This is a genomic window from Acinetobacter sp. TR11, assembly GCF_027105035.1.
In the GTDB taxonomy this organism is placed as follows: domain Bacteria; phylum Pseudomonadota; class Gammaproteobacteria; order Pseudomonadales; family Moraxellaceae; genus Acinetobacter.
Genome location: NZ_CP114256.1, coordinates 297,277 through 321,039 on the forward strand (window position 1 = coordinate 297,277; position 23,763 = coordinate 321,039).

General features: G+C 40.7%; 15 protein-coding genes and 1 pseudogene. 15 read left to right on the top strand and 1 reads right to left on the bottom strand.

The window, feature by feature from the left end; genetic code table 11:
• Positions 1-2: 2 nt before the first annotated feature.
• The 5 genes and pseudogenes from ftsI to O1450_RS01390 all read left to right on the top strand — a co-directional run bounded on the left by ftsI (position 3) and on the right by O1450_RS01390 (position 6,767).
• Positions 3-1,836 (top strand): annotated as a pseudogene (ftsI, locus tag O1450_RS01370) (penicillin-binding protein PBP3).
• Between the two features lie 3 nt (positions 1,837-1,839).
• The gene (locus O1450_RS01375; protein ID WP_269229431.1) at positions 1,840-3,339 is read left to right on the top strand and encodes a UDP-N-acetylmuramoyl-L-alanyl-D-glutamate--2,6-diaminopimelate ligase; all 1,500 of its coding nucleotides are present in this window, start codon (positions 1,840-1,842) and stop codon (positions 3,337-3,339) included.
• Between the two features lie 22 nt (positions 3,340-3,361).
• Positions 3,362-4,771, top strand: a complete 1,410-nt coding sequence (locus O1450_RS01380; protein ID WP_269229432.1) for a UDP-N-acetylmuramoyl-tripeptide--D-alanyl-D-alanine ligase — start codon at positions 3,362-3,364, stop codon at positions 4,769-4,771.
• The gene (gene mraY, locus O1450_RS01385) at positions 4,772-5,890 is read left to right on the top strand and encodes a phospho-N-acetylmuramoyl-pentapeptide-transferase (RefSeq protein WP_004660135.1); all 1,119 of its coding nucleotides are present in this window, start codon (positions 4,772-4,774) and stop codon (positions 5,888-5,890) included.
• Between the two features lie 58 nt (positions 5,891-5,948).
• On the top strand, positions 5,949-6,767 hold the full coding sequence (locus O1450_RS01390; RefSeq protein WP_269229433.1) for a putative RNA methyltransferase: 819 nt from the start codon (positions 5,949-5,951) through the stop codon (positions 6,765-6,767).
• Positions 6,768-6,786: 19 nt separating this feature from the next.
• On the opposite strand, the gene ponA is transcribed toward O1450_RS01390, so the two are convergent.
• Entirely contained in the window at positions 6,787-9,357 is a 2,571-nt protein-coding gene (gene ponA / locus O1450_RS01395) for a penicillin-binding protein PBP1a (RefSeq protein WP_269229434.1), read from the bottom strand.
• Positions 9,358-9,519: 162 nt separating this feature from the next.
• On the opposite strand from ponA, the gene O1450_RS01400 reads away from it, so the two are divergent.
• The 10 genes from O1450_RS01400 to O1450_RS01445 all read left to right on the top strand — a co-directional run bounded on the left by O1450_RS01400 (position 9,520) and on the right by O1450_RS01445 (position 23,682).
• Positions 9,520-10,578: a pilus assembly protein PilM gene (locus tag O1450_RS01400; RefSeq protein WP_004660139.1), complete on the top strand. Its 1,059-nt coding sequence runs from the start codon at positions 9,520-9,522 to the stop codon at positions 10,576-10,578.
• Entirely contained in the window at positions 10,578-11,219 is a 642-nt protein-coding gene (locus O1450_RS01405) for a PilN domain-containing protein (RefSeq protein ID WP_269229435.1), read from the top strand. Before O1450_RS01400 ends, O1450_RS01405 begins: the two co-directional genes overlap by 1 nt.
• Positions 11,216-11,965 carry a type 4a pilus biogenesis protein PilO gene (locus tag O1450_RS01410; RefSeq protein WP_269229436.1) on the top strand — a complete coding sequence of 250 codons (750 nt, stop codon included), beginning with the start codon at positions 11,216-11,218 and terminating at the stop codon, positions 11,963-11,965. The genes O1450_RS01405 and O1450_RS01410 overlap by 4 nt, the downstream gene beginning before the upstream one ends.
• Complete coding sequence (locus O1450_RS01415; RefSeq protein ID WP_241306541.1) at positions 11,965-12,492, top strand: pilus assembly protein PilP; 528 nt, start codon at positions 11,965-11,967, stop codon at positions 12,490-12,492. Before O1450_RS01410 ends, O1450_RS01415 begins: the two co-directional genes overlap by 1 nt.
• Before the next feature lie 61 nt (positions 12,493-12,553).
• Positions 12,554-14,677 (top strand): type IV pilus secretin PilQ, encoded by a 2,124-nt coding sequence (pilQ, locus tag O1450_RS01420; protein ID WP_420002342.1) that lies wholly within the window; start codon positions 12,554-12,556, stop codon positions 14,675-14,677.
• A gap of 10 nt (positions 14,678-14,687) precedes the next feature.
• Positions 14,688-15,254 (top strand): shikimate kinase AroK, encoded by a 567-nt coding sequence (aroK, locus tag O1450_RS01425; RefSeq protein ID WP_087535970.1) that lies wholly within the window; start codon positions 14,688-14,690, stop codon positions 15,252-15,254.
• Between the two features lie 24 nt (positions 15,255-15,278).
• Positions 15,279-16,361, top strand: a complete 1,083-nt coding sequence (gene aroB / locus O1450_RS01430) for a 3-dehydroquinate synthase (RefSeq protein ID WP_269229438.1) — start codon at positions 15,279-15,281, stop codon at positions 16,359-16,361.
• Positions 16,362-16,380: 19 nt separating this feature from the next.
• Positions 16,381-17,247 carry a hypothetical protein gene (locus O1450_RS01435; protein ID WP_269229439.1) on the top strand — a complete coding sequence of 289 codons (867 nt, stop codon included), beginning with the start codon at positions 16,381-16,383 and terminating at the stop codon, positions 17,245-17,247.
• A 463-nt stretch (positions 17,248-17,710) separates the two neighbouring features.
• Positions 17,711-22,189 carry a glutamate synthase large subunit gene (gene gltB, locus O1450_RS01440; RefSeq protein ID WP_269229440.1) on the top strand — a complete coding sequence of 1,493 codons (4,479 nt, stop codon included), beginning with the start codon at positions 17,711-17,713 and terminating at the stop codon, positions 22,187-22,189.
• A gap of 71 nt (positions 22,190-22,260) precedes the next feature.
• Positions 22,261-23,682: an FAD-dependent oxidoreductase gene (locus O1450_RS01445; protein ID WP_004660164.1), complete on the top strand. Its 1,422-nt coding sequence runs from the start codon at positions 22,261-22,263 to the stop codon at positions 23,680-23,682.
• Positions 23,683-23,763: the final 81 nt, after the last annotated feature.

Here is a 23,763-nt window from a genome sequence, read left to right on the forward strand (position 1 = left end):
GTATGGCAGATAAGCGAAGCAAACCAATACGAAAAAAACAGCAGTCCATTTCTGAAAGACCAACACTTGCTTTGGATATGTGGCGATTTTATTTGCTTTGGGGAACAGTGCTCCTTTGCTTTATTGTCTTGATCGCGCGCGCCTTTTATGTGCAAGTGGTCAATAAAGACTTTTTGCAGAACAAAGCCAATGCCAATATTTTACGTACCGAACGCTTAGAAGCGATGCGTGGGGTGATTAGTGATCGCCATGGTGTGCCTTTGGCGATTAGTACACCGATTATGAAAATCGTGATTGACCCAAGAGATTATTGGGAGACTAAAAAGCAGTATGATGACATTACGGCAGAACTACAAAAAGACCCAACCAACCGTAAACTCAAACGTCAGTTGCCAGATAAGAATCTAAATTTAGATGAATTGGCAGATGCAGTGGGTGTTGATCGTAATGATTTGAAGAAGCAAATGAGTGATCGACCACGTTCACGTTATTTGGTATTGCAAAAGGAAATTCCACCTCAGCAAGCTGACCTCATTACCAAGCGAAACTTTCAAGGGGTTTACGCCGAAAAGACGTATAAGCGTTACTATCCGCAACCGCAGCCGAATGCACAAATTATTGGTTTAACCAATAGTGAAGGGGTTGGGGTTGAAGGTTTAGAAATGCAACTGAATAAACAGTTGTCAGGGGTAGATGGTGAACAAAAAATTATTCGGGATAAAAAAGGTAACCGTCTTAAAGTTTCAGAAGTGATTAAAGAAGTCGAGTCAGGTGAAAATGTCACACTCAGTATCGACTCACGTTTGCAATATATTATGTATCGTGAATTGACGGCTGCTGGTGTCGCAAATAATGCTCGTTCGGCAACCGCTATTGCTGTAGATGTAAAAACGGGCGAAATTTTGGCAATGACCAGTTGGCCATCGTATAACCCGAATGATAAAAATGGTTTAGCCAACAAAGATGCAATGCGTAACCGTGGCGCAATTGATATGTTTGAGCCTGGTTCGACCATGAAGCCATTTACCGTTGCGGCTGCCTTAGAAAGTGGCAAATACACACCAAACACAATTGTTAATACGTCACCAGGTTCAATGAAGTTGGGATGGCATACCATTCGTGATACACACAACTATGGTGCATTAACTCTGACAGGTATTATTGTTAAATCATCTAACGTGGGTTCAGCAAAACTCGCATTGTCACTACCAAAGGATGCAGTACCTTCATTCTTCCGTCGTGTTGGTTTTGGGCATCGTTCTGATGTGAAATTCCCGGGTGAGAGCGCTGGTCTGCTGTATTCGGGTGATAAGTTAAACCCATCTCAGTTGGGTACGATGGCGTATGGTTATGGTTTAAACGCAACCATTCTCCAAGTTGCACAAGGTTATGCGATGCTCGCAAACCATGGTGTGGAGATGCCATTAAGTCTAAGAAAATTAGATCAAGCACCTCAAGGTAAGCAAGTACTTGATCCTAAGATTGCAGATCAAGTGTTATTGATGCTTGAGCAGGTTACTATGCCTGGTGGTACAGCTACGCAGGCCAATATTCCTGGTTATCGTGTTGGTGGTAAAACAGGTACAGCACATAAATTACGAGCTGACCGTAAAGGTTATTCGAGTAATGAATATCGTGCTTTATTTGCTGGGGTTGCTCCAGTGAGTGATCCTCGTCTGGCGATGATTATCGTCGTTGAAAATCCTCAAGGCCGTTATTATGGTGGTCTCGTTGCAGCGCCCGTTTTTGCGAGAATTATGCAAGAGTCGCTACGATTACTGAATGTTCCTTTAGATAAACCACTTGATACCTCTATAAAATCCAATCCGTAGGTAGATTATGTCGATTAGTTTTCAGCAGATATATCCGATTCGTATCGATGCGGCTTGGTTCACTCAGCCTTTTCAAGGCTTTTGTCTAGACAGCCGTAAGATTGAAGTTGGACAAATTTTTATTGCTTTAAGTAGTTATAGCCAACCTGAAAAAACCCGTCAATTTGCACAAAATGCGCTGAATGCAGGGGCATTGGCGGTTATTAGTGAAACAAGTTTAGGGCTTGCGAACGAGTGGGTTTGCCCTGAAGTGCGTTTTCTTATGGGTGAATGGCAGCAGCAATATTTACAAGCGGTCGATCCTGTACAGCCATTACGAGGAATTGCAGTCACCGGCACCAATGGTAAAACCACCATTTCACGTCTGATTGCAGAATTAGTCAGTTCACAAGCGAAAGGCTGTGCAGTGATGGGGACAACAGGCAATGGTATCTTGCCAAACTTGACCCCCTCAACCCACACCACTTTAGATGCGCTGCAATTACAGCAGGCATTGCATGATTACGCTAAACAAGGGGCTAATTTTGTTGCACTTGAGGCGAGTTCCCATGGTCTGGAACAAGGTCGTCTGAATGGTTGCGATCTTGAAATTGCAGTTTATAGTAATTTAAGTCGTGATCATTTAGATTATCACGGTACTTTAGAGGCTTATGCAGAAGCTAAGGCGCTATTATTTAAATTTACCACTTTAAAAGTCGTTGTAATTAACATCGACGATGCACATGCAAACGTGATGCTAGCTGCTGCAAAACAGAATCCATCAAAACCGAAAGTTTTGACTTATTCTTTGACTCAAACTTCTGCGGATTATCATATTGATCATTTGCAATATCGCTTGAGTGGTGCAAGTTTTACATTGATTAGTCCAATAGGTACTTTTGCTGTGCAAAGCCCATTGCTTGGGCATTTTAATGTAGAAAATTTATTAGCAAGCTTGATTGCAGCAGAATATGCTGGTTTTTCGCTTGCTGATTTAGTGCAGTTCGTTCCGCAACTTAAGGGTGCCCCAGGGCGCATGCAAGTGATTCAAGATACGGATCGTCTATTTGTCGTTGATTATGCACATACACCTGATGCATTGATTCAGGTGTTAACCACGTTGAAACGTCATGTCACTGGACAATTATGGGCGGTATTTGGCTGCGGTGGTGATCGCGATCGCGGTAAGCGTCCTTTAATGACTCAGGCTGCGCTTGATCATGCTAATCCTGTAGTTCTCACCTCGGATAATCCACGAACTGAAAATCCTGAACAGATTTTTGCTGATATGAAGCAGGGAATAGATTTTTCAGAACATATCGTGCATGAAATCCATGATCGTCGTGAAGCGATTAAGTTTGTGGTTGCTCAAGCTCAAGCAGGCGATATTGTGGTGATTGCGGGCAAAGGTCATGAAAACTATCAAGAGGTGGATGGCGTTCGTCACTGGTTTGATGATGTGGTCGAGGTACAGTCTGCGATTAATGCACAAGCCCATTCAGTCGATTCAGCTTATCCTGCGCAATAAGGTTAAAAGGTAAATAAAGCGTATGCATACTTCAACAACCAGCACCGTTCCACTAGAACCTTGGACAGCAGAGCAATTACAACAAGCGACTCAAGGTGAGTGGCATAATCATAAAATTCCACAAAGCGAAATCAAGCGTATTTTGACTGACTCTCGTCATGCTGAAGCTGGAGATGTTTTTCTTGCTTTAAAAGGTGAGCGCTTTGATGCTCATAACTTTATCGCTCAAGTGGCGACGCAAGGGTGTGAGATTGCAATTGTAGAGCGCCCAATTGATGCAGATATTGCACAACTCATCGTCAAAGATACGCGTTTGGCGTTAGGGCATCTTGGAGCGTATCGCCGTCAGCAAAATCCACAGTTGAAAGTCATTGCATTAACAGGCAGTAGTGGTAAAACCACCACGAAAGAAATGTTGGGTAGTATTTTATCCCGTTTAGCACCAACGCTGATTACGCGTGGTAACCTGAATAATGATTTGGGTGCCCCGATGATGTTACTTGAGTTACGTTCAGAGCATCAATATGCTGTGATGGAGTTGGGTGCGAGTCATCAAGGTGAAATTGACTATACTTCTCATCTGGTTCAACCGCATGTGGCTGGAATTTTGAATATTGGTACGGCACATTTAGGTGAATTTGGTGGACGTGAAGGAATTTGTCGTGCCAAGTCAGAGATTTATGCACATATTTTGCCTGACGGAATATCGGTCGTTCCCGCTGATGATGATTTTACAGCGGCCATTCGTGAAAATGCTCAAGCTCATTCAATTCTGAGTTTTGGTCAGGGTGGAGATGTGTTTGCAACAGATGTTGAATTACATCCTCAATCAGCAAAATTCAATTTACATACTCCACAGGGCATCCGGACAGTAGATCTACCGTTTGCAGGTGCACATAATGTGCAAAATGCAACTGCTGCAACAGCATTTGCCTTGGCAATTGGGATTGCGCTTGATGATATTATACAAGGCTTAGAACAAGCACAGGGTGCCAAAGGGCGTCTGAATTTTATTCAACACCAAAATCACTTATTCATTGATGATACTTATAATGCCAATCCAACTTCAATGCGTGCAGCAGCAGAAGTGCTTGCTCAACAAACGGGCATTAAAGTGATGGTAATCGGGGATATTGGTGAGCTTGGAAGTACAGCAGCGCAACAACATTATTTGTTGGGTCGAGATTTGGTTTCGATGCAAGGTATTCATTTTGTAGTTGCAGTGGGTGAATTCTCACCTGCCACTCAAGAAGGTGCAAGAAGCACACAATACGGTAAAAAATTACAAGCTTTTCTGAATCAGGGGCAAGCTTTGTCATTTTTAATGAGTTTAGTAGAGACACATCAACCCCAGCACATGAGTTTCCTATTTAAAGGTTCTCGCTATACCCATATGGAAACGTTGATGGCTGACTTGATGGAGAAGATTTAAATGTTGTTATGGTTATTTGAACAATTGGCAGGCTATAACAGCTCTTTCCAAGTGGTTCGTTATTTAACATTACGCTCTTTGTTGAGTGTATTAACTGCTTTGACCATTGGCTTGGCTTTAGGGCCTGTGATGATCCGTAAATTACAAGCCTTAAAATATGGTCAGGCGGTAAGCTCATTTGCTCCTGAAAATCATGCCAAAAAGATGGGTACGCCAACCATGGGAGGGATTCTAATCCTGCTATCCATCGGTATTAGTACTTTATTGTGGGCTGATTTATCAAACCCTTATGTTTGGATTGTATTGGGTGTTATGGTGGTCTTTGGTGCTGTTGGTTGGGCTGATGACTGGATTAAAGTTCGTTATAAAGATAATGCTGGTTTGCCTGCACGTAAAAAATTCTTTTGGACTTCTGTGGCATCATTAGGTGCTGGTATTGCTTTATATCTAATTGCAAAACAACAAGATAATCCAATGAATACTGCAAATATGCTAGATTTGCTGATTCCCTTCTTTAAGAATCTCTCTATTCCACTTTCAGCGGTGCCATTTGGTCTAGCATTTATTGTTTTTACTTATTTGGTGATTAATGGGGCATCAAATGCAGTCAATCTGACGGATGGATTGGATGGATTGGCAATTATGCCAATTGTCATGGTTGCAGCAGGTTTGGGCGTATTTGCTTATTTATCAGGTGATATTCGGTTTGCCAATTATTTGCATATTTCCTATGTGAAATATACCTCTGAATTGGTTGTGGTGTGTTCCGCCATGGTTGGCGCGGGTCTGGCATTCCTTTGGTATAATGCCCATCCTGCCCAAGTATTCATGGGCGATGTCGGGGCTTTGGCACTTGGTGCGATGCTGGGTACAATTGCTGTGATGGTACGCCAAGAAATCGTATTTGCGATTATGGGTGGTGTCTTTGTGATGGAAGCCGTTTCTGTATTTTTACAAATTGGTTCATTGCGAATGCGGAATAAGCGCGTTTTCTTGATGGCACCTTTACACCATCATTATGAAAAACAAGGTTGGAAGGAAACACAGGTTGTTATTCGTTTTTGGATTATTACCATTTTCCTTGTTGTGTTAGGCTTAATGACCTTAAAGTTGCGTTAAACCATGATTCAATAAGAAGCTGGTGATCACCAGCTTTTTTTATGTTTGGAGAAAATAGATGAATTTATTGATGTGTCCTGTTTGTCGCCAATCATTGAATTTGGTTGAGCGTTCTTGGCGTTGTGAAAAAGGCCATCATTATGATGTCGCCAAACAAGGTTATGTCAATCTACATGTGGTACAGCATAAGCATAGTAAGACACCAGGGGATACTGCAGAGTCGGTATTGGCCCGTCGTGAATTTTTGCAAACAGGTGCTTATCAGCCGTTACAGCAGGCGATTGTTGAACTGTTGCAGCGGCTCAAGCCGAAAACTATTTTAGATATTGGTTGTGGTGAAGGTTATTACACCAGTGCGATGCAAGCGCATACTCAACACTGTATAGGTGTGGATATTGCTAAAACTGCTGTACAACGAGCCGCAAAACTCAACTCCAAAGTCACTTGGATTGTTGGGACGGGTGCAACATTGCCTGTACAGGATCATTCAATCGATGTATGTACTAGTTTATTTAGCCCAATTCCACAAGAAGAGATCAGACGTGTTCTTCAAGAGAATGGTCATTTGATTGTGGTGACACCTGCACCTCGACATCTCTATAGGTTGCGTGAAGCTTTATTTGAGCAAGTAAATTTACACGAACCAGAAAAATTTGTAGAACAGCTAGATGATCAATTTGAATTGCAGCAACAACAGCTTGTAGAGAGTGCAATCGAGTTGGATCAACAAGCGCTAAAAAATTTGATTGCTATGACACCTTATGCTTATAAAGCGAATCCTGAACGAAGAATGATTTTAGAACAAGAACAGCATTTCTTAGTGACAGCCGCTTTTCAAATTTATGTATTCCAGAAAAGAAAGAAGCCATCAAATTGATGGCTTCTTTTGAATTTATTTATTGAATATTATTAATTAAATTTTCAATACCATCATGTTCTTTTTGAGGTGATGCTGTTCCCATCGCTGGTGGCTGTTTTTTCGCTGGAACAATAATTTGCTCTTCATCAGATAGCGCTGTATCTGGTAAATCTGAAAAGTCAGTTTGCGCGGAGCGAGTTGGTGCAACAGGAGCAGGGCGATAAAGTGGGCGTGCCAACGGTGGGGAAGCACGATATTCTTTTTGCCCTTCATTTTTCTCCAGTTGTAATTTGTCGAATGAAATTGGATCTTTCGCGTCTTTATCGAAATGTACCCAAGCCGATGGCGTATCTTTAAGTGAGTTCGCCATGAAATTTGTCCAAATTGGTAAAGCAGCAACTCCGCCGTATTCACGTCGACCGAGTGTGCGTGGTTGATCGAAACCAACCCAAGCGATTGCAACTAACTTGCCATTAAAACCTGCAAACCAAGCATCTTTTGCATCATTGGTTGTTCCTGTTTTCCCGCCTAAATCGTCACGACCGATTTTAAGTGCTGCTCGTCCCGTACCATGCTGAATCACATCACGTAAAATGTTAGCCATATCATAAGCTGAGCTAGATTTTAAAATGCGTTGAGCTTGGCGATAATTACTATTTGTCGATGCGGCTGTTTGAGAGTTAGACGCAACAGTTTCAGATGCGGCAGATACATCATCTAAAGTTTGATTGGTGATTTCATTTACAGCATCTTGCTCTTGAATAGCATCGGCTGTTGTATAGGCATTTGGATCACTAATACAAGGGATACAAGCATATTCTGGATTTGCTTCATAAATTACTTTGCCTGATGCATCTTCTATTCGTTTAATAAAATGGGGCTGAATGCGATAACCGCCATTTGCAAAAGTGGCATAGCCTGTAGCCATTTGCACAGGGAGTACTTGAGGTGTTCCTAATGCGATTGTGTAGTTACGAGGAATTTGATCTTCTTGTAACCCAAAATCCATAAATAGTTGGCGTGTGCGTTCAATTCCTACAGTTTGTAATAAACGGACAGAAACCGTATTCCTTGACAAATATAATGCACGACGTAGAGGAATCATGCCTAAGTAACGTCCATCGGAGTTTTTTGGAGACCATTTGCCAATACTGATGGGGCTATCGTTCACCATGCTATAAGGTGTCATACCACGTTCAAGTGCCAATGCATAAACAAATGGTTTAATAGTTGAACCTGGTTGTCTCCACCCTTGTAACGCACGGTTAAACTTAGATTGATAAAAACTATAGCCACCAACCACAGCTTCTATGGAGCCATCATTTGGATTCAAGGCAATCAATTGACCCTGAACTTTAGGAACTTGTACTAAAGACCAAACGGTTTTGTTTTCATTTGGACGTAATCGAATAATATCTTTCACTTTAACGATTTGTGAAGCATTGGATATCGCGCCGCCTACACTGTTAGCATTCCGATAAGGGCGAACCCATGACATTCCTGCCCAATTTACGGTAACTGTTGAGCCATCTTGCATCAAAGCATCAAAAGAATTGTTATTCACTTTTATGACTTGTGCTGGATAGGTATTTGCATATGGGACAAACTGGTTAAGAGGTTTGTCATGTGCTTCTGGCCCACGCCAACCATGGCGGCGATCGTATGCTTCTAAACCGTCTTGAATTGATTGTTCGGCGTAACGTTGGCGATTACTATCAATCGTCGTATATACCTTATATCCTGAATCAATCGCCTGCTCGCCAAAGTTCTCAACCAATTCTGAACGAACCATTTCGCCAACATAAGGGAAAACATTACTGACAGAGCGATCAATCATATTGAGGTTGATTGGCTCAGCAACAGCTTTTTGATATTGACTCTGATTAATATAGCCAAGTTGTAGCATACGCCCTAAAATCCAATTCCTGCGTTCAAGCGCGCGTTCTGGATTTACGACGGGATTGTATTTTGATGGTGCTTTCGGTAATCCTGCAATCATTGCCATTTGTGCAATGGTGAGCTGATTAATATTTTTGTTGTAATAGATTTGTGCAGCTGCAGCAATTCCGTAAGCATTTTTGCCTAAGAAGATCTTATTGACGTATGAGCTGAGAATTTCTTGTTTGGTGAGATTTTGCTCAATTTTGCGAGCAAGAAAAACTTCAGTTAGTTTGCGTTTTAGCGTTCGTTCTGGACTCAAATAATAATTTTTTGCCACCTGCATGGTAATGGTTGAACCACCAGTTTGTACATCTGACCCTGTAATAGATTCTGTTAGTGCTCGCCCCAAGCCCTTAAAACTAATCCCATTATGCTCAAAAAATGACGAATCTTCCGCTGCTAGAAATGCATGAATAAATGCTGGTGGAATCTGCTCATATTTCACCGGAATTGAAAGTTTGCCGCCATACTCTGCAATTAACTTATTATCTGCCGTATAAACTTGCAATGGTTTTAGTAAAGGTGCCTTTTTTAATGAACTCATATCAGGCAAAGAGGGTGCTAGATAGAGATACATGCCATAAAATCCCATTGGAAGTGAGACTAATATAATAATAAGCATCAAAAAAAATGGACGAACAATACCAGAACTGGATAGCTTTTTCATAATAAGTAAGTTTTAATAAGAGCGAATGGCAAACTAATTATGGTCAGTATATCCTTTAGCCTTACGGATTGTTAGATGAGATATTGTATCCGTATCAATTAAAGACCAAAACGAATTAGTGAGTTGTATTTTTGGGGATAAAAAAATAAATAGGAATGTACTGTGCTCAGGTTATATCGTAAACCAAATAAGGGGTTAGTAGGGGTCGATATTAGTTCGACAACTGTTAAGTTATTGGAGCTCTCTGTAAAGAACGGTAGATATTGGGTTGAAAGCTATGCTGTGATGCCACTGCCTGAAAACAGTGTCGTAGAAAAAAGCATTCTCAATCCAGAAGCCGTTGGTGACGCGCTTGAAAGAGTCGTTAACCTTGCGAATCCGCGTACGACGAATGTGGCTATAGCTGTACCAACTTCAATGGTGATTAATAAAATCATTGAAATGGATGCAGATATGACAGCCGATGAACGAGAAGTTCAAATTCGTATGGATGCTGAGCAATATATTCCGTTCCCATTAGATGAAGTAAGTCTAGATTTTGAAGTCTTATCTGACAAATTAGCAAACCCAAATCGTGTAAATGTATTGTTAGTGGCAACGCGTACAGAAAATGTTGACACACGTGTAGAAGTTCTTGAGCTGGCTAATTTATCTGCAAAAATTGCTGATGTTGAAAGTTATGCCATGGAACGTGCTTTCAGTGTATTCGCAGATACTTTGCCAATGGGTGCAAACACAGTTGGTATTTTAGATATTGGTCATACTATGACAACCTTATCTGTTATGCAGAAAGGTAAAATTATCTATACACGTGAACAGGTATTTGGTGGTCGACAGCTAACCCAAGATGTTCAGAGTCGTTACGGTTTGTCTTTTGAAGAGGCTGGGCGCGCGAAAAAAGAAAGAACGCTGCCTGATGATTATGATACTGAAGTTCTCGAACCCTTTTTAGATGCTGTAGTTCAACAAGCGGCTCGTTCACTTCAATTTTTCTTTTCATCATCACAATTTAATGAGATTGATCATATTTTATTGGCAGGTGGTAATGCCAATATTCCTGGTTTAGCCAAGTTGTTACAACAAAAACTAGGTTATCGCGTCACCATTGCCAATCCATTCTTACAAATGGGCTTTTCTCCGCAGATTGATATTAAAAAAATTGAAAATGATGCTTCCTCATTGATGGTTGCATGTGGTTTAGCATTGAGGAGTTTTGATTAATGGCAAAGATTAACTTACTCCCTTGGCGTGATGAGCTAAGAGAACAAAAAAAGAAACAGTTCGTTGCATTTTGTGCTGGGGTAGCAGCATTAGGCGTAGTATCAGTTTTCTCTGGGTGGATGTACTTTGATCATAAGTTGAATGATCAAGAACAGGCAAATCAGCTAATTGTAAGTACTAACCAGAATTTAGATACTCAACTTAAGTCATTAGATGGTTTGCAAGAACGACGTAATGCAATCATTGAGCGTATGAAACTAATTCAAGGATTGCAGGGGCAGCGTCCAATTACAGTACGTTTAGTTGATGAGCTAGTACGAGTAACACCACCTACAATGTATTTGACAAAATTTACCCGTACAGGTGATAAATTTACCATTGAGGGTAAGGCAGAAAGCCCAAATACCGTTGCTGAGCTTTTAAGAAATCTAGAAGCTTCACCTTGGTATCGTAACGCGTTTATGAATTCTTTTTTAGCGGCAGATGATAAAAAAGATAAAACAGCAAGCTCTTTAGTTCCTCGAGTTGAAGAAAACTATGGAAGTTTTGTGGTAACTGTTGATTTGGGAGAAATAGGCACAACAGCTGAGGCTGACCCAACTTTAGAAGCAGTTGCATCAGGATCAGGGGTAGTGAAATGAGCCAAGAAGATTTAAACGAATTTGATCAAGAGATTGTTGCTTCGAAAAAGAAAAAAATGACATTAGAGCAATTTTTTCAACAATTCAATACATTGGATATGAATAATTATGGAGGGTGGCCACTTTCTGTAAAAATTACCTGTTGGATTTTTGTTTTTTTGGCAGTGCTCGCTCTAGGGTATTTTGTCGTAATTAGAGGTCAACTTGATGGTATTGCAAATGCTCAAGCACAAGAGCAAAGTTTGTTAAATGAGTTTAGGGAAAAAGACTCTAAATTACGTAATTTGCAACAATATCAAGCCCAATTACAAGAAATGGAAGCGAATTTTAATCAGCAACTTGAACAATTGCCGAAAGAAACTGAAATTCCAAGTTTAGTTGAAGATATTAATTTAACTGGTGTGAACTCTGGATTAAAGTTTAAAAATATCCGCTTAGAAAATGAAGTAAAGCAAGAGTTTTTTATTGAACAGCCAATTAGTATTGAAGCAACTGGTGATTATCATGCGTTTGGTGCTTTTGTAACAGGGATTGCTGCGTTACCTAGGATTGTGACATTGCATGATTTTATCGTTGAGGCGCAGCAAGATTCTCAGAAAAAATCAGATATCCCTGTGATTAATTACTCAATTAAGGCAAAAACTTATCGATACATTGGTTCTGACGAGCAACCAGGGTTTAGTGGTGAGCAGGATAATACATCTGCTATGAATCAGGCTCCATCAGTTCAAGGAGGTCAGCACTAATGACTAGTTATAAATTATTGTGCGGTCTATTGATTAGTCTCGTTTTAGTTGGATGTGATTCTCGTATAGATGCTGTAAATCAACAGATGGCTGATATTCGTAATCAACAACCGTTACCTATCGAACCTGCTCCTGTATTTGCTCCAGTACCATTATTTAATTACGCATCGCACCAGTTGAAAAGTCCGTTTATGCCAAGTTCATTAGCTGCTGAATTAAAAATTATGGCTGGTAAGCGTGTTTATCCTAACCTTAACCGGCAGTCACAACCTTTAGAGAGTTATGCTCTTGAGGCCTTGAATATGAAAGGTAGTATGCGTGGTAAGCAAAATGACACGATCGCCTTGATTCAAACACCAGATGGTCAGATTGAGCGTGTACAGGTTGGTAGTTATTTGGGTATGAACCAAGGGCGTATTGTAAAAATTAGCCCAACACAAATTGATTTAGTTGAAATTGTGCCAGATGGGCGAGAAGGTTATGTTGAGAGACCGCGTACGCTCGTTTTAATTGGTCCGGTATCGTGAGATTAAGGGAATAACAATGAAAAAGCAGTTAAAAAGTTCTTTATTTGGGGAAGTCAAGACCATGAATCATGCATTCCGTCAATTTTCAATGGGTGTAGTGGCTATTGCAATTATGCAAGCTGCATCTGCACAAGTGAGTATGACGAATATTGTTCCAATGAGTTTGGCTGATCAAGGTACAGAAATTCGTATCATGTTTAACGGTTTGCCTCCACAGCCACAAGCGTATCAACTAGAACAACCTTCTCGATTGATTTTAGATTTTGATAAAACGCAACAAAATTTGAAACAGGCATCAATACCAGTTTCAACTAATGAAGCATCAACAATTGATGTTGCAGCTGATGATCAGCGTTCACGTCTGGTTGTTAATTTAAAGGAAGCAGGAGCTTTTACGACACGTGTTGAAGGGAATACGTTTATTCTTAAAATAAATGCAGTTCAACCAGTAAATGCTGCTCGTAATGCTACGGTTGTCAGAAAACCACAGCAAGGTGTATCAAATATTGGTTTCCAGCGCGGTGCTCAAGGTGAAGGATTAGTTGTTGTTGATCTATTGGGTAGTAACACTCCCGTAGATGTGCAGCAACAGGGAAGTAAAATTGTTATTAGAACGATGGGAAATAAAATTCCAACGCATTTAGCTCGTCGTTTAAATACCAACGATTTTGCTACACCTGTCGCAAGTGTAGATGCTTATAATGATAAAGGGAATGGTGTTATCACCATTCAGTCTGCTGGTAGTTATGAGTATATGGCTTACCAAGCGGAAAATAAATTAACGATTAGTCTGAAGCGTCCAGAAGATAAGTCTTCTCCGAAAGCTAAAGCCCAGGTCTATACTGGGAATAAAATTTCATTAGATTTTCAAGATATTGAGGTGCGTCGAGTTCTGCAGCTGTTGGCTGATTTTACCAGTATAAATATGGTTGCAGCTGATACTGTACAAGGGAACATTACTTTACGCCTTAAGGATGTACCATGGGATCAAGCTTTAGATATTGTGCTTAAAACAAAGAATTTAGATAAACGCCGAAATGGAAACGTAATCTGGATTGCACCAGTTTCTGAATTAATTAAGTCAGAAGAAGAGGAAGCTAAAGCAATCGCACAAAGCATTAAACTGGCTCCAATTCAAACAGAATATATTAAATTAAGTTATGCAAAAGCTGCGGATATTTTAAAACTTATAGAGGACTCTCGCGATAATAAAGCGGCGAGTTCAAACCGAACAACTAATTCAGATTCTTTAGCTTTAGAAAGCTTATTGAGCTCACGCGGGAGTGCTGTCGCAGATACACGTACAAATACTTTAATTGTTAATGATGCTGCCGTAAATATAGATAAAATTCGTAAATTAATTGATTTATTAGATGTTTCAGTAAAACAGGTTATGATTGAAGCACGAATTGTGAGTGCGAGTACTGATTTTACAAAAGAAATGGGTGTTAAGTGGGGTATTTTATCTCAGGGCATTACTAGCAATAACGATTTATTAGTTGGTGGTAGTGATACTACTTTATGGAACTTAAGAAAGCCTACTAAAGATAGTGACACTGGTGGTTGGAAATATGAGATCGAACGCCCGGATAACTTGAATGTAGATTTGGGGGCTGTAACACCTGGTGCAAGCCGGATTGCATTCGGTTTGATTAGTTTATCTGATTTTATGTTGGATTTGGAGTTGTCAGCAGTTCAAGCTGATGGCTATGGTGAAGTGATATCTACGCCAAAAGTTATGACAGCTGATAAGCAGTCAGCTAAAATTTCATCTGGTAAACGTATCCCTTATGCAACATCTAGTGGGAATGATGGACCAAAAACTGAATTTGTTGATGCGGTATTGAGTTTAGATGTAACACCTAGTATTACCCCAGAAGGTAAAGTTATGTTGAAGCTGAATATTACTAAAGACTCGCAGAGTAACCCTACTCCAACAGGTCAATTGACCATTAATAAAAATGAAATAAATACTAATGTATTGGTCGATAATGGTGAAACGGTTGTGTTAGGTGGTATTTTTGAACAAGAAAATATTAACTCGCAAACTAAAGTCCCTTTTTTAGGCGATTTACCTTATTTGGGTAAGTTTTTCCGAAATGATAGAAAGACTGATACGAAACGCGAATTACTTATTTTTGTGACACCAAGAATTGTTAATGACACTTTGACGAGAAATCATTAATATATTTTGAATAATTGCAATTAATATAGGTGGCGCGTTGCAAGGCAAAGCGTTTGAAACCCTACCAAATATTTATTTGGTAGGGCCAATGGGGGCAGGGAAAACAACAGTTGGTCGACATTTAGCAGAGTTGTTGGGGCGTGAATTCATTGATAGTGATCATGAAATTGAGCGTAAAACAGGTGCTACAATCCCTTGGATTTTTGAAAAAGAGGGTGAATCTGGTTTTCGAGCACGTGAAACTAATGTGTTAAATGACCTAACTGCACGTTCTGCTCTTGTTTTGGCGACTGGTGGTGGTGCGGTAACACAATCGGAAAATCGAAAATTTTTAAAACAGCGAGGCATCGTTGTTTATCTATATACTCCTGTAGAGCTTCAGCTACAGCGAACTCATCGCGATAAGAATCGTCCATTGTTGCAAGTAGAAAACCCAGAAAAGAAATTAAGAGATTTGTTAACTGTGCGAGATCCACTTTATCGTGAGGTTGCACATTTTATTGTTGAAACAAATCAGGGTGCAGCGCGAGATTTAGCGCAAAAAATTCTACAGCTTATTTTATCTAAACAAATTTAGTCATTTTCTTGTTGGTCTAATTTTATGCAAACACTACATGTTGAATTGGGTGATCGTCGCTATCCTATTTTTATTGGAAGTAATTTAAATCCCAGAGATTTGCTAGCGCCATATATTCATGGTCGACAAGTGATGTTAGTTTCCAATACAACAGTCGCACCATTATATTTGCAACATTATATTGAAGGATTACGCCAGTTAGATAAACAGATTGCACAATGTATTTTACCCGACGGGGAGCAATTTAAAGACATTCAGCATTTGAATTTAATTTTTGATGCGCTTTTGGAATCAGGTTTTAATCGTGATTGCACAGTGCTTGCATTAGGTGGTGGTGTCATTGGTGATATGGCTGGTTTTGCATCAGCTTGTTTCCAGCGAGGAGTGAATTTTATTCAAGTACCAACTACATTATTATCTCAAGTTGATTCAAGTGTGGGTGGGAAGACAGGAATCAATCATCCGCTAGGTAAAAATATGTTGGGTGCGTTTCAGCAACCTCAAGTTGTATTAGCGGATATGGCGCAGCTTGATACTTTACCAGATCGTGAACTTTCTGCTGGTTTGGCTGAAGTGATTAAATATGCATTACTAGGCGATGTGGATTTTCTAGTATGGTTAGAGCAGAACATGGATGCGCTTGTTGCACGTGATGCGAATTTACTCGCAGAAGCAGTTTATCGCTCATGCGCACATAAAGCTAGAATTGTGGCTAATGATGAAAAAGAGCAGGGCGAGCGTGCACTTCTAAATTTAGGGCATACTTTTGGGCATGCAATCGAATCCTATCTAGGTTATGGGGTATGGTTACATGGTGAAGCGGTTGCAACAGGTATGGTCATGGCGGCAGATTTGTCACATCGTCTAGGTTGGATATCTGCTGAAGATGTTGAGCGTACAAAAAGAATTATTCTACGTGCCCATTTACCGATATCATGTCCACAAATTCCACTCGACGAATTTTTGGCTTATATGTCACATGATAAAAAAGTGCTCAATGGCAAATTGCGCTTGGTTTTACTTAAAAAGTTAGGTCAAGCCATCATTACCAAAGATTTTGATGTAGATTTAATGAAGCAAACGATTCTTGTGAACCAATCTTCATAATCAATATATTGAGAAAAATATGCTTATTTCTAGATCAATTTGGCAAAATATTCAACAATACAGCTGGCTCACACTTGCAATTGTATGCTTGATTGCTGCATTGGTCTTTTGGGGCGTTACTGATGGAGATGCTTTGGTTGAAGTAGATCAACCAGCTAAAACTGAAGTTCAAATTCAACCTGAAAAAGTGACTGCGACTGTTCATTTAGGTGCCTTTTCTAATGAGGTGAAACCGCTAGATTTAACAACCAGAGTTGTTGTTTCTAATGAGCATGCACCAGAATTTCGTGGCACTAAATTTATTAAAGAAAATCAGCAACAATGGACGATGGAAATTTTTCGTAGTTCAGATGAAGCAATTGTTAAAAATTTCTTATTAAGTCGATCAGATCGGAAAAAGTTTATTTATTTCCGCTTAACTGGAGAGGACCGCGCAGAACAATATATTCTTGCTTATGGTATGTCACCCAATATGGAGGAAGCAAATCGTCAGTTTGCTCAACTAAATTTGGTACTTCCTCAATCCGTGCAACCTAAAGCGCAGCAATTATCAAAATATGCTGATTTTGTGAATGACTTAGGGTCGGATGAATTAAAAACAGCGACAAATCAGCTTTATGAAATTCAGTTAAAACCAGCAGCGCTACCTAAAGTGGACGAAAGTTTGTTGGCTGCAGGGGCTGTGGCTTCACAAGGCACTTTGGGTGTTGGTGCGAGAAAACCAGCAGTTGATCCTGCAATAGCAACACAGACTACAGTCACCCAGCGTGATGCTCAAGGTAACGTGGTAAACGTCAAACAAAGCCAATCTTCAACACAAAACCCTGAAAAATTAAAAGAAAATTCAGATTCTTCTAAACGAGATGTGGTAGATCCATTTAATTAGTGTTGCACTAATTTTGAGCATTATTAGCGCCTTTTAAAGGCAAAATGATTTATTTTGGTGCAATAAAACTTCATAAGATATAGCTTTAGTCTATTATAAATTAAGGTTATTTTAATTTTTTTAATGATTTAGTAAATTTATAGTTAATTGGTATGTTTTTTGCTTCCTTGTGGTGCTAATTTATCTGCTCATTGCGCTTTTTCACACTAAATACCCAATTAATTTAGTGAAATGGAAAGTTTTTGTGCTTTACAAATATTGGTGAAGGTGTAATAACTGAAAACACTTTATATGCTTGGGTACGCTGTTTCTTGTTAAAGAAAGGCGTATATTGCAAATCCGCCAGGAAAAATGTTTTTGCGAAGCATTGAACTTTATATGAGTTGATCGGCAATATCGCAGAAAATGAATTGATTGTTTGTTGCTCGAAAGAGCCATGTTGAAAGAAGGGTACGCTATGCACATGCCATCGCCTAATACTGTAGCTCCCGCTCAAGGCTTATATCAGCCTGATGAGTTTAAGGATAACTGTGGTTTTGGTCTGATTGCCCATATGAAGGGTGAATCAAGCCATCATCTGGTCGAAACTGCGATTCACAGTTTAAGTTGCATGACGCACCGTGGTGGTATTGCCGCGGATGGTAAAACAGGAGATGGTTGCGGATTGTTATTGGCAATGCCAAAACAATTTTTCCGTGAAGAAGCTCAGAAGCTAGGCAGTAATCTAACTGAGATTTTTGCTGCGGGTACAGTATTTCTGAATATTGACCCTGCTTTAGCTCAAAATGCAAAGAATATTTTAAACAAAGAAATTGCAGCAGAAGGTTTAACGGTTGCGGCATGGCGTGTTGTACCAACAAATAATGATGCTTTAGGTGAAATTGCATTACAATCACTCCCAGCATTTGAACAAATTTTAGTTAACTGCCCAATGGGTTTGACTGAAGTTGAATTTAACCGTAAGTTATTTTTAGCTCGTCGCCGTGCAGAACAACAATTACAAAACGACCCATTATTCTATGTGACAACACTTGCAACAACTGTCATCACATATAAAGGCTTAATGATGCCAGCAGCGATTGCTGACTTCTATACAGACTTAGCTGATGAACGTCTAAAATCGCACATTGTGGTATTCCATCAGCGTTTCTCAACCAATACTTTGCCACGTTGGCCATTGGCTCAGCCATTCCGTTATCTTGCACATAATGGTGAAATTAATACTATTACGGCAAACCGTAACTGGGCACTGGCTCGTACGCCAAAGTTTGAAAATCCATTACTGCCGGGTTTAACTGAGTTAAATCCGATTGTAAACCGTACTGGTTCGGATTCATCAAGCCTAGACAATATGCTTGAAATTCTTGTTGGTGGCGGAATGGACTTATTCCGTGCACTGCGTATGTTAGTTCCACCAGCATGGCAAAATGTTGAAACTTTAGATGCTGATTTGCGTGCATTCTATGAATTCAACTCTAAGCATATGGAAGCTTGGGATGGTCCAGCAGGTCTTGTGATTCAAGATGGTCGTCACGCGATTTGTATGTTGGATCGTAATGGTTTACGCCCTGCACGTTGGGTGATCACCAAAAATGATTACATCACGCTTGCATCAGAGATTGGTGTATGGGGTTATGAACCAGAAGATGTTGTGTCTAAAGGTCGTGTTGGTCCAGGTCAGATCTTAGTTGTTGATACTTTGACTGGTAAAGTGCTTGATACAAAAGACGTCAGCAATCACCTTAAAAACATGCGTCCGTATCGTGAATGGTTGCGTGACCATGCGATTCGTTTGAAAGCAGATCCTCAGCTTGAAGAAAAATTGAGTGATCAGGGTTTAACTGGTGATGCATTAAAAGCGGCTCAAAAAATGTTTATGGTGACATTTGAAGAGCGTGATCAAATTTTGCGTCCAATCGCAGAAAGTGGTCAGGAAGCTGTTGGTTCAATGGGGGATGATACGCCAATGGCAGTCTTGTCTCGTCAAGTTCGCCATGTATCAGACTATTTCCGTCAACAGTTTGCGCAAGTAACGAACCCACCAATCGATCCATTACGTGAATCGATCGTAATGTCATTAGAAACATGTTTGGGTCGTGAGCAAAACGTATTTGAGCAGGGCCCTGAACACGCTGACCGCATTATTATTTCAAGCCCTGTATTGTCACATTCAAAAATGCAGCAGCTTCGTGATGTTGAAAAAGAACGTGCGGGTTATGCTGTTGCTGATATCAATCTGAATTATGCAGAAACCGAAGGTTTACAAGCCGCAGTTGCTCGTATTTGTGAAGAAGCTGCGCAAGCTGTTCGTGATGGCAAAACTTTAATCGTTTTGACCGATAAAAATATTCGTGAAGGTTTCTTGCCAGCAAACTCGGCATTGGTAACAGGTGCAGTACATCACTACTTGATTCAAGTTGGTTTACGTACTGATGCAAATATTTTGGTTGAGACTGGTTTCGCACGTGACCCACATCAATTTGCAGTACTACTAGGTTTTGGTGCGACAGCAATTTACCCGTATTTGGCTTATGACGTGATCAATGATTTGGTTGCGAAAGGCGAATTATTGGGTGACCCAATTTATGCGCAAGCAAACTTCCGTAAAGGGATTGAGAAAGGCCTATTAAAAGTTCTTTCTAAAATGGGGATCTCGACAGTTGCTTCTTATCGTGGCGGTCAATTGTTTGAAGCGGTAGGTTTGTCATCTGAAGTCGTGGATAAATGTTTCCTTGGCGTACCAAGCCGTATCCAAGGCGCGACTTTTGCTGATTTAGAAAATGACCAGAAAAAATTGGCAAGCACAGCTTGGTCAAATCGTAAACCAATTGATCAGGGTGGTTTACTGAAATTCGTATTTGGTAAAGAGTATCATGCGTTCAACCCTGACGTAATTAACTCATTACATAAGGCGGTACGTTCAGGTCAATACCAAGACTTTAAAGAATATGCTGAGCTGGTGAACAACCGTCCTGTTGCTACAATTCGTGACTTATTCAAGTTAAAAACAACTGATTCAATTGCATTGGATCAAGTTGAAACGATTGAAGAAATTCTACCGCGTTTTGACTCTGCGGGAATGTCTTTAGGTGCGTTGTCTCCAGAAGCACATGAAGCAATTGCAATTGCAATGAATACCATTGGTGGTCGTTCAAACTCTGGTGAGGGTGGTGAAGATCCTTCACGTTACGGTACGATTCGTAACTCGAAAATCAAACAAATTGCATCAGGTCGCTTTGGTGTAACGCCAGCATATTTAACGTCTGCTGAAGTGTTGCAGATTAAAGTAGCGCAGGGTGCAAAACCAGGTGAAGGTGGTCAGTTACCAGGTGGTAAAGTGAATGGCTTAATTGCACGTTTACGTTACTCAGTACCAGGTGTGACTTTGATTTCTCCGCCTCCACATCATGACATTTACTCAATTGAAGATTTGTCACAATTGATTTTTGACTTGAAGCAAGTCAATCCTCAAGCAATGGTTTCAGTAAAATTAGTATCTGAACCAGGTGTAGGAACAATTGCTGCTGGTGTGGCAAAAGCGTATGCAGATTTCATTACCATTTCAGGTTATGACGGTGGTACAGCGGCATCTCCACTTTCATCAATTCACCATGCGGGTTCACCATGGGAATTAGGTTTGAGTGAAGCGCATCAAGCCCTTCGTGTAAATGATTTACGTGGTAAAGTTCGTGTTCAAACCGACGGTGGCTTAAAAACAGGTCTAGATGTCATTAAAGCTGCAATTTTAGGTGCGGAAAGCTTTGGTTTTGGTTCTACACCAATGATCGCATTAGGTTGTAAATATCTTCGTATCTGTCACTTAAACAACTGTGCAACTGGTGTTGCAACACAGCAAGATCATTTACGTCAAGAGCACTATATTGGCGAGCCAGAAATGCTCATCAACTTCTTCAAATTTATTGCTGAAGAAACGCGTGAATGGTTGGCTGCTCTAGGTGTTGTAAGTCTTAAAGATTTGATTGGGCGTACTGACTTACTTGAAGTATTACCAGGTGAAACAGAGAAACACGCTCACCTTGATCTCAATGCTCTATTAACTTCACATCCATCTGCTGAAGGTAAAGCACAGTATTGCCAAGTTCAAGGTAATGCACCATTTGATAAAGGTGTATTGGCTGAGAAAATGGTTGCTGAGATGTTACCAGCAATTGAAGCAGGTACAGGTGGTTCGTTTAACTTCACTGTAGGTAACTGTGACCGTTCGATTGGTGCGCGTATTTCAGGTGAAATCGCACGTCGTTATGGCAACTTGGGTATGGAAAATAGCCCAGTGGTGATGAACCTTGTCGGTACTGCTGGTCAGTCACTAGGTGTTTGGAATGCGGGTGGTTTGCATATCAAACTGGAAGGTGATGCCAACGACTACGTGGGTAAAGGTATGGCGGGTGGTCGTGTGTCGATCTTCCCACCAAAAGGTTCACCATTCCAAACGCAAAATACTGCAATTATTGGTAACACCTGTTTATATGGTGCGACTGGCGGTAAGGTCTTTGCTGCGGGAACTGCGGGCGAGCGTTTTGCGGTTCGTAACTCTGGCGCATTTGCTGTGATTGAAGGTGCAGGCGACCACTGTTGTGAATATATGACAGGTGGTGTCGTGACAGTACTGGGTAAAGTCGGTCATAACTTCGGTGCAGGTATGACGGGTGGTTTTGCTTATGTCCTTGACCTTGATAACGACTTTGTCGATTACTATAACCACGAGCTGATTGACCTAAATCGTATCTCTACAGAGGCGATGGAAGATCATAAAGAAAACCTCCTTCGTATTCTTGATGAACATATTCAAGAGACAGGAAGTGCTTGGGCATATAAAATCCGTAATGAGTTCGACTTCTATAGTCGTAAGTTCTGGCTTGTAAAACCAAAAGCTGCTAATTTGCAATCGCTTTTGAAAACAACCCAAGCTGACCCACAATAATTCCACGACTGCAAAGACATAGGCAGGTGCAGAGGTGAAGGACATCGCTGCGCCTACCCACGGAGAGAGACATGGCAGAACGCCTCAATAATGACTTTCAATTTCTGGATGTAGCACGCCAAGATCCAGAGAAAAAAGATATTACTGTCCGCAAAGCAGAGTTTGTGGAAATTTATAAACCCTTTACTGCGGAAGTTGCTGCGAATCAAACGCACCGCTGTTTAGGGTGTGGTAACCCGTATTGTGAATGGAAATGTCCAGTACATAACTACATTCCAAACTGGTTAAAGTTGATTGCAGAAGGTCAAATTTTCCAAGCGGCCGAGCTTTGCCATCAAACCAATACCTTGCCAGAAGTATGTGGTCGTGTTTGTCCGCAAGACCGTTTGTGTGAAGGTGCATGTACCTTAAATGATGGTTTTGGTGCTGTCACGATTGGTAATGCAGAAAAATATATCAATGATACAGCCTTCGCTTTGGGCTGGCGTCCAGATATGTCTGGCGTGAAATGGACCAATAAAAAAGTTGCCATTATTGGTGCGGGTCCAGCAGGTTTAGGCTGTGCTGATATTCTTGCTCGTGGCGGTGTGAAACCAGTTGTATTTGATAAACGCCCTGAAATTGGTGGTTTACTTACATTTGGTATTCCAGAATTTAAAATGGAAAAAGATGTAATGAAACGTCGTCGTGAAATCTTCACGGGGATGGGTATCGAATTCCGCTTAAATACTGAAATCGGTGTCGATGTAACGATTGAACAACTCCTTGCTGAATACGATGCCGTATTTATGGGGATGGGAACTTATACCTACATGAAAGGTGGTTTCCCTGGTGAAGATCTTGATGGTGTTTACGATGCCTTAGATTTCTTAATTGCTAATGTCAATCGTTGCCAAGGTTGGGAAAAAGATCCAAGCGAATACATCAGTGTTGATGGTAAGAAAGTGATTGTTCTTGGTGGTGGTGACACTGCAATGGACTGTAACCGTACTTCATTACGCCAAGGTGCGCATGATGTCACATGTGCTTACCGTCGTGATGAAAGCAACATGCCAGGTTCTGCTCGTGAAGTGAAGAATGCCTATGAAGAGGGTGTGAAATTCCTGTTCAACCGTCAGCCAATTGAGGTTGTTGGTGAAAATGGTAAGGTAACTGGCGTTAAGGTTGTCACTACACAAATGGGTGAGCCTGACAGCCGTGGTCGTCGTAGCCCTGAACCTGTTCCGGGTTCTGAAGAAATTTTGCCGGCAGATGCAGTATTACTTGCATTTGGTTTCCGTCCAAGTCCTGCTGATTGGTTTGGCTCTGCAAATGTAAGTTTAGATGGTTCAGGTCGTGTCGTTGCGGCTGAACAACAAGAATTTAAATTCCAAACGTCTAATCCAAAAATCTTCGCTGGCGGAGATATGGTGCGTGGTTCTGACCTTGTTGTTACTGCAATTTGGGAAGGTCGCCAAGCAGCAGAAGGTATTTTAGATTACTTAGGTGTCTAACTAATCTTTATGGTTTGATTGCGATAAAGCCTGCTCAAGCAGGCTTTATTTTTTTCATCTTATCTTTTTGGTAGTTTTAGC

Coding starts and splice junctions, on each gene's coding strand:
- O1450_RS01375 (WP_269229431.1), top strand. CDS start 1,840: ATGTCGATTAGTTTTCAGCAGATATATCCGATTCGTATCGATGCGGCT.
- O1450_RS01380 (WP_269229432.1), top strand. CDS start 3,362: ATGCATACTTCAACAACCAGCACCGTTCCACTAGAACCTTGGACAGCA.
- mraY (WP_004660135.1), top strand. CDS start 4,772: ATGTTGTTATGGTTATTTGAACAATTGGCAGGCTATAACAGCTCTTTC.
- O1450_RS01390 (WP_269229433.1), top strand. CDS start 5,949: ATGAATTTATTGATGTGTCCTGTTTGTCGCCAATCATTGAATTTGGTT.
- ponA (WP_269229434.1), bottom strand. CDS start 9,357: ATGAAAAAGCTATCCAGTTCTGGTATTGTTCGTCCATTTTTTTTGATG.
- O1450_RS01405 (WP_269229435.1), top strand. CDS start 10,578: ATGGCAAAGATTAACTTACTCCCTTGGCGTGATGAGCTAAGAGAACAA.
- O1450_RS01410 (WP_269229436.1), top strand. CDS start 11,216: ATGAGCCAAGAAGATTTAAACGAATTTGATCAAGAGATTGTTGCTTCG.
- O1450_RS01415 (WP_241306541.1), top strand. CDS start 11,965: ATGACTAGTTATAAATTATTGTGCGGTCTATTGATTAGTCTCGTTTTA.
- pilQ (WP_420002342.1), top strand. CDS start 12,554: ATGAATCATGCATTCCGTCAATTTTCAATGGGTGTAGTGGCTATTGCA.
- aroB (WP_269229438.1), top strand. CDS start 15,279: ATGCAAACACTACATGTTGAATTGGGTGATCGTCGCTATCCTATTTTT.
- O1450_RS01435 (WP_269229439.1), top strand. CDS start 16,381: ATGCTTATTTCTAGATCAATTTGGCAAAATATTCAACAATACAGCTGG.
- gltB (WP_269229440.1), top strand. CDS start 17,711: ATGCCATCGCCTAATACTGTAGCTCCCGCTCAAGGCTTATATCAGCCT.
- O1450_RS01445 (WP_004660164.1), top strand. CDS start 22,261: ATGGCAGAACGCCTCAATAATGACTTTCAATTTCTGGATGTAGCACGC.